The 6,952-nt window shown below is 34.7% G+C and carries 6 protein-coding genes; all 6 read right to left on the bottom strand.

The window, feature by feature from the left end:
• Positions 1-8: 8 nt before the first annotated feature.
• On the bottom strand, positions 9-1,205 hold the full coding sequence (locus CCAL9328_RS08120; RefSeq protein ID WP_170000423.1) for a M48 family metallopeptidase: 1,197 nt from the start codon (positions 1,203-1,205) through the stop codon (positions 9-11).
• A 7-nt stretch (positions 1,206-1,212) separates the two neighbouring features.
• Positions 1,213-2,592 carry a sodium-dependent transporter gene (locus CCAL9328_RS08125; RefSeq protein ID WP_170000424.1) on the bottom strand — a complete coding sequence of 460 codons (1,380 nt, stop codon included), beginning with the start codon at positions 2,590-2,592 and terminating at the stop codon, positions 1,213-1,215.
• 9 nt (positions 2,593-2,601) lie between these two features.
• Positions 2,602-4,530: a ribosomal protection-like ABC-F family protein gene (gene abc-f / locus CCAL9328_RS08130; protein ID WP_170000425.1), complete on the bottom strand. Its 1,929-nt coding sequence runs from the start codon at positions 4,528-4,530 to the stop codon at positions 2,602-2,604.
• Positions 4,531-4,538: 8 nt separating this feature from the next.
• Positions 4,539-5,834 (bottom strand): MFS transporter, encoded by a 1,296-nt coding sequence (locus CCAL9328_RS08135; protein ID WP_096022670.1) that lies wholly within the window; start codon positions 5,832-5,834, stop codon positions 4,539-4,541.
• 34 nt (positions 5,835-5,868) lie between these two features.
• Positions 5,869-6,432: a hypothetical protein gene (locus tag CCAL9328_RS08140; protein WP_096021847.1), complete on the bottom strand. Its 564-nt coding sequence runs from the start codon at positions 6,430-6,432 to the stop codon at positions 5,869-5,871.
• A 9-nt stretch (positions 6,433-6,441) separates the two neighbouring features.
• Positions 6,442-6,952 (bottom strand): putative barnase/colicin E5 family endoribonuclease (locus tag CCAL9328_RS08145; RefSeq protein WP_170000426.1); only part of this gene is annotated, 511 nt, incomplete at its 5' end.

Raw genomic sequence — 6,952 nt, forward strand, 5'->3', positions numbered from 1 at the left:
CCAGCCCATCACAGACTCTCAAGACGCTTTAACCTCTCATATAAAGTCGGATGTGAGTGATAAACCAAGCTATAAAATGGATGAGAAAGTGGGAAAGATTTATTCTCTTTAGCAAGTTTTTTAAGTGCTAAAATCATACTATCTTTACTAGTCTTACTAGCACCAAATTCATCAGCACCAAACTCATGCAGCCTAGAAAATGTAGATATCACAGGCTCAACTATCACCATAAATAAAGGCGAATATAATAAGAAAAACAGAAATAATCCCCCGCCACTTGACTCAAGCCCTAAAGCAGTATAAAAACTATCTGGGATATTACCAAAAATCGCAAATAATATAAATAGCACAACACTCATTAAAATAATATTTTTGATTATATCTTTATGTTTAAAATGCCCCAACTCATGCCCTAAAACAGCGATAATCTCATCTTTATCAAGCTTATTTATCAAAGTATCAAATAGCACAACTCTCTTTGTCGCACCCAAACCACCAAAATAAGCATTTAAGCGATTATCTCTCTTGCTAGCATCCATACTATAGACGCCACTGCTCTTAAATCCACAAGAGCTTAAAAGCTCATTAATAGCCAAATTTAACTCGATATTTTCTAATGGGGTTATCTTATTAAATATCGGTGCTATCAAAGTTGGGTATATCAAATTCACTATCAAAATCAGTCCAAAACTAATCCCAAAAGCCCATATCCACCAGCTAGCCCCTAAAAGCTCATAGCACAACAAAAGCACCCACGAAACCCCAAATCCAAATATCAAAATCATAATTAAACTCTTGATAAGATCCATGATAAAAAGCTTAGCCGTGCTATTTGAAAAGCCAAATTTTTTATCTATTACAAAGGTGTTATATATCTCAAATGGCAAATTCAAAACCACCATAATAGCCAAAAATAGAGTTACCAATAAGCTATCTTTGATTAAAGCTGACTCCACTCCACCAAGGGAATTTTGCATAGCACTAACTCCCCAAATACTCCATAAAGCCACTATAAAAAATGAATAAACATTTTGAGCTATCTCAAATTTTTGCTTTGTTATAGCTATTTTCGCAGCACTCTCAAACTCACTAGCTGACAATACCACAGGCTCTTTAGCATTAATTATAAATTTAATTTGTAAAATACTCAAAACAACCCTATAGATAGTCAACAAACCATATAAACCAATCAAAATCCAAAGCATCTCAATCTCACTTCAAAAAATTATTATAAAAACTACTAATAAATATAACTAAAATTATAAAAGGAATTATAAATTTAATATAATAAAACCATATATCTACCACCTTTTGCGAACTTTTGGTGCCATGCATTATCTCTGATTTGGCCTCATCTTTTAACACCCAACCGACAAATAACGCACAAAATAGCGATGTTAAAACAAAAAATATAGTAGCACTAATGGCATCATAAGCATCAAATATATTTTTGCCAAAAATTGTAATATCTGATAAAATATTTGTCGCCATCAAAGATGGTAAATTGCCAATTACAAATATCACAATAAGCACAATTGCTATAGCATTATTTCTCTTGATTTTAAATTTCTCTTCTAAGAGTGTTATTATCACCTCATATATCGGCAAAGATGTCGTAAGTGCCGCTATCATAAGCAAGCTAAAAAACAAAATAGCGATAATCTGCCCAGCAAACATATTAGAAAATACAATTGGCAAACTTTTAAAAACCAAGCTAGGCCCACTATCAGGCGAAATTCCAAATGTAAATAGCGATGGAAAGATCATAAATCCAGCCACCACGGCAATTAGCGTATTGATAACACCTGTAATAATAGATGTTTTTATCAAATCTTCATCTTTTCTTAAAAAACTAGAAAGTGTAATCATCACCCCAAATCCCAAAGATAGAGCGAAAAACACCTGCCCCAAAACATCGATAAATAGCTTCATACTTATCTTGCTAAAATCTGGCGTAAGATAGAATTTAATCCCATCCATCGCCCCATCAAGTGTGACATTCCTAGCCACCATCGCAAGCATCAATATAAATAGTAAAGGCATTAGGTATTTAGCGGCTTTTTCTATCCCTTCTACTGCGCCTTTGATTAATATAATATAGTTTATAAAGACAAAAACTGCCGTTGTAATACCAATAGCAAGTGGTGAGTTTATAATATTTTTATCATAAAATTTAGCCGTAATATCAGCATCAATAGGCTCTGAAATATCGAATTTACCAACAATAATATTATAGATATAATCTAGCACCCAACCGCCAATAACCATATAATAAGCCATAATCCCAAAGGCACCACAAATCCCCATCCAACCTATAATTTTCCATAGTGGATTTATCTTTTTGCCATTTGCGTAGCCACCAAAGGCATCTACAGAGTTAATACGCAGCCGTCTCCCAATGGCATTTTCAGCCAAAATCATAGGAATCCCGATCATAATCATAGCTATACAAAAGATCAAAACATAAGCCCCGCCGCCATTTTCGCCTACCAAATATGGAAAACGCCATGTAGCGCCAAAGCCGATAGTAGCACCCGCAACAGCTAAGATATAAGTAAGCCTAGAGCTCCAAGTTTGTCTATTTTCTACCATTTATATCCCCTAATTTTGAGAAAGCTCAAGCACCTCAAAATACTCATTTTCTAGTAAATTCAACTCACCCTTTTTCTCTTCAAGCTCTTCAAATAGAGTTTGAAGACCGATTTTTTGATAAATTTCTGGAGTCGAAAGAGCGTGATTAAGCTCGCTAATTCTGCTCTCTAGAGCTTCTATTAAAGCTGGGTGATTTTGTAAAATTTGATTTTGTTTATAAGTTAGTTTGGTTTTTGATGCTTTTGGTTTCTCTTTTGCTTCTATATTTTGACCTAGCTCTTTTTCTATATCACTAAGCTGATTTAATTCATCTTCTATATCCAAATACTCGCTATATTCCATATAAATTTGCTCAATTTTGCCATTTTCATACGCCCAAAGCTTATTTGTGATCTTATCTATAAAATACCTATCATGGCTCACTATCAATATCGCACCCTCAAAGCTAAGCAAATACTCCTCTAAAATATTGATAGTAGCGATATCAAGGTCATTTGTAGGCTCATCTAAAATCAAGCAATCATACTCTTTAGTAAATAACAAAGCTAAGGCCAAACGATTCTTCTCTCCACCGCTTAATACCCCAACTGGCTTATCTAAAAACTCTTTTGGAAATAGAAAATTCTTTAAATATCCATAGACATGATAGTTGCGACCCCTTACCATTATATGATCGCCACCATTAGGGCAAAATAGCTCAATCAAGGATTTATCATCACTAATATTTTTTCTATTTTGATCAAAATAGCCAATTTTGATATCACCTCGATTGATTACACCACTATCTGGGCTTAGCTCTCCTAGCAATATCTTTAGCATTGTGGATTTACCGCTACCATTTCTGCCTACAATCCCTATACGCTCACCTTGTAAAACTCTAGCATTAAAATCACTAAAAAGCGTTTTATTATCTATAGTTTTGGATAAATTCTTACACTCAAAGAGCATTTTTTTGCGATTTTGGTTTAGTCCATTGCCATTAAAGCTCTTACTAGCTCTTTCTAATTCTAGCTTGACTTTGCGTATTAAGCCTGGGTTTTTTTTCGCCTCTTCACGCATAGCTAGGATTCTTTGTTTTCGCCCTTCATTTCGCTTTAATCTAGCTTTTACACCACGCCTTAGCCACTCCTCTTCGCTTTTTAAATTTTTTATTAGCGTCTCATGTGATTTGGCTAAACTTTTTAAAATTTCCTCTTTTTTAGTTAGATAATTAGCATATCCACCCTCAAAACTTCTTAATAACCCATCTTCTATCTCAACTGATCTAGTCGCTAATCTATCGATAAAATACCTATCGTGGCTGATAAATACAATAGTTTGATTAGAAGTTAAAAGCAACTCTTCAAGAAATCTCACCATATAAACATCAAGATGGTTTGTAGGCTCATCAAGCAGTAAAACATCTGGCTTTTTAAGGATCAAAGCACCCAAGGCAACCCTGCGAATTTCCCCACCACTTAAACTATTAACAAGCCTATTCTCATACTCTCTAAGCCCAAAACTATCTAAAATTCTCTCAATCTTATTTTCTATATTCCAACCATCTTTGGACTCAATAAATTTAACAAGCTCATCTTGGCGATGGAGCAATTCAGGATTTTCATGCTCATTGCTCATTTGAGCTAGGACTTTCTCATACTCATCTCTAGCATCAAATATATCTTTTAATTCCAAATTCAAAGCATCTTTTACACTCAAATTATCATCAAATTTAGGTGCTTGAACTAGCATCTCTATACTTATGGAATTTTGTCTAATCACCCTACCACTATCGATCTCACACTCGCCACGCAAAATCTTCATCAAAGTGCTTTTGCCGCCACCATTTTTGCCTATTATGGCGATTCTCTCTTTTTCATTTACACTGAAATTCGCCTCTTTTAAGATTATTTTATCGCCAAATTTTTTGCTAACTTCTATGAGATCAATGAGCGCCATATCAACTCCTATAAGTTAATATCTTTGCGTCTAAACATAAACCAAAGGCTACAAATTGCAGCTACAAAACCAAGCAAAATCATATAATAAGCCAGATACATAGGATCAAATTTAAACACCATCGCAGTAGCAAATGGCGTAGTCACACCACCAGCTATGGCATAAGCGATATTATAAGCAAATGATATCCCACTAAATCTAATTTTATTAGGAAACAAAGCAATCATCAAAAATGGCGCCCCACACGGCCCAACACAGGCTAGCAACCCACTTAGCAAGTATAAAATCAATACTATCTCAAAGCTCGCCCCACTATAAAGCGCATCAAAATAGGCATACACACAAATTGAAAATAACAAAGCTAAGACAAAAGTGCTTTTAGCAATTCCAAATTTATCACTAAATTTACCATAGATAAAACAGCCAAAACATAAAAGCGCTATAGCAGCCATCTGCATATATATCGTAGTTAATCTCCCTAGCTCTAATCCATTAGCGCTAAATGCCTGGGGCATAAAATTTGGCATCAAAAGTATAAGCACAACGATACATCCAGTCAAAACCCAAGTTATAAACATAGAGACGATACTATCTATTTTATGAAATTTAAATATAGATTTAATAGGCAGATGATCTATCTCGCTCCTAGCTTGTATCTCTTTAAATACTGGCGTTTCGCTCAAATATCGCCTAAGATATATAGATATAAGCCCGAAAAACCCACCCAAAATAAATGGCAATCTCCACATACCATCTTGAATTTCAGTATCACTCCACATATCTTTTACTATCATTGTAACAAAGCTACCTAGCAAAATTCCACCTACAACTGCTGCTGTTAGAATGCTTATGCTAGTATATAGCTTACTTTTGGGTGCGTGTTCGCTTACAAATACCCAAGCCCCCGGTAGCTCACCGCCAATTGCGATGCCTTGTAGAATTCTAATAATAATCAAAATTATAGGTGCTAAATACCCAATACTCTCAAATGTAGGCATTATACCAAGCAAAAATGTCGGAATTACCATAAGCAAAATCGATAGCATAAACATATTTTTTCGCCCATTTTTATCCCCAAAATGTGCCATAATCACCCCACCAATCGGCCTAGCCAAATACCCGGCAGCAAAGGTGCCATAAGTGTTAAAAATAGCCCAAAAAGGATCTAAATCAGCAGGAAAAAATAGCGTAGATATATAAGAAGCAAAAAATACAAAAATTATAAAATCATAAAACTCCAGCATTCCACCAAGCGATGAAAGCCCTAAAATCCTAATATCAGACCTGCTAAACGATCTAGCCATCTTCTTCCTTAAAAGCAAAAAATTAAATCTAGCATTATACAAAAGCATTGCTAAAATTGAGTTTAATATTATACCCAAATACCGCATTTGTGATAATCTCTGCTTCTTTAATCCTTTGTTGGTCGTCATAACTTGCTATCTCTCTTATAACGGCATTTTTCTTTTGTGCTTCGGTAGCTGTTTGAGCTGTTACAAGAGCCGTTCTTGCTTTGTTAAACTCTATTTCAGCCTTAGCTAATTCTATTTGGCTATTTGTCTGTTGCTGTTTTAAAGCTAATTCTTGTTTAGATAGCTCTATTTGGTTTTTAGTCTGCTCTTTCTTTAATTCTAGCTCCCCATTAGCTAACTCAAGTTGATTTTTAGTCTGCTGTAAGCTCAGAGCTATTTCAAGTGCTTTAGCGGTTAAATTCACCGCCATTGAACTCATCAAGTTGGATTGGATAGTTATCTTATCTTTTGGGGCTAAGCTCTTATCATTAAAGCTACTCTCTAGATACTTAATCGTCTTATCAAATATGGAATTCTCACTAATAATAGTCGCTTCTATCTGCTTATAATCACCCACTAACCTACTTGTATCTAAATCTAAATTTGCCATTTTCACTCCTTATTTTTTTGGTTTTAAATCTTTTTTAGCCTTATCATAAGCCTTATATAGCTCATCTGGTGCTTGTGGTGCTATCTTACTCGCTTGTGATAGCCATTTGGCATATTGCCCTGCTTTTTGGGCTTTGGCCGTTTCAGCTTGATTTATGTTTTGATTTGGTATAGTTTCAGTATTAGTTAAAGGTGGATGTGGGGAAGTCAGCTCACCCTTAAATTTACCGCTATAAGCGGACAAGTTCGCGGTATCGCCTTTAACTTCATTTGGGATGTATCCAGTAGATTTTTTATAGCTAGTAATAACCCAGTTATTATTTCTTGTTCCATTAAAGCCTTTACTAAGACCTACAACATAATAATCATTCCCCTTTTTATACCATATTGTATCCACGCCATTTTCATTTATAATTTTGCCATTTGTGATTATCTCATTTAAACCATTTTCTATACCACCAAAGCTCTTAAAATCATCTGAATGCTTTAATATAATTTTATTAAGACCTATTTTATCATTG

The organism is Campylobacter sp. RM9328 (assembly GCF_012978615.1).